Genomic DNA, 915 nt, shown 5'->3' on the forward strand with positions numbered 1-915 from the left:
TCGAACGCCTCTTCCCCCAGATCCAGCGGGTCCTGAAGATCAACGAACTCGACACCATCACCAACGACGTCATCGAAGCCGCACAGAGCACCCTGGTCATCGGTGTCACCTGACCCCGCCACGAAGCGACCGAAGAACCCCGCCATTCAGCAGACGAAGTCACAAGGTGTGGCCCATTGAGCATTCCGACGTGACTCAGTTTGACGGTTTTCGGCTCACCACGCTGGCCCGAACCGCAGCCGACTGTGCGCGCGAATTGCCTCTGCGTGAGGGGCTGGTGGTGGTCGACGGGTACCTCCGCCTCATGTAGGGCCACGGTAGCCGGGAGATTCTGGTGGAGCAGCTCGGTCGATCCACCACCAAGCGCGGAGTTGCACGTGCGCGCCAGGTCATTGAGCTTGCGGATCCACGCAGCGAGTCCGTGGCCGAAACCTTGACCCGCTTGGTGCTGGTGGAAAACCACCTGACCGGCTTTGTACCCCCGTTTCAGGTCACAGTGGGTGGGGAGCGCTTCCGGGTGGACTTCGCCTGGGAGAGAGAAAAGCTGATCCTGGAGTTCGACGGAGAGGTCAAGTATTCCGGCCAGTTCGGAGATCCGTCAGGGGTCATCCGGGCCGAACGTCGTCGTGAAAAGGCGCTGACCAACGCGGGGTGGCGGGTTATCCGCGTGGACTGGGCCATGGTCACCCGCCATCCCTACGCGCTGGTGGCGATGGTGCGCCGGGAACTTGCCGTCCGCCGCTGAGATCACCGCCAACTGTTGAGATCACCAGCAACGGGGTGTCATCTCAACAACAGGAGGTGATCTCACGGCAGAGACAACCGGGGTCGGTTACCTACCCCGTCGGCGGGCTCGCTAGACTGGGCGCCGCCCCCACCACCATGGCGTATGCGCCCCTGGCGGGAGAACGTCAC

The 915-nt window shown here is 63.3% G+C and carries 1 protein-coding gene and 1 pseudogene; both read left to right on the forward strand.

All coding sequences use genetic code 11. The features are described 5' to 3' along the window. Positions 1-113: pseudogene (locus L979_RS15595) on the forward strand (ATP-binding protein); the annotation flags it as partial. A 221-nt stretch (positions 114-334) separates the two neighbouring features. Beyond that, positions 335-745, forward strand: coding sequence for an endonuclease domain-containing protein (locus tag L979_RS14045; protein WP_052209919.1), 411 nt, complete (start codon positions 335-337; stop codon positions 743-745). Positions 746-915 lie beyond the last annotated feature (170 nt).

It is taken from the genome of Kocuria sp. ZOR0020 (assembly GCF_000800955.1).
Taxonomy (GTDB): domain Bacteria; phylum Actinomycetota; class Actinomycetes; order Actinomycetales; family Micrococcaceae; genus Kocuria; species Kocuria subflava.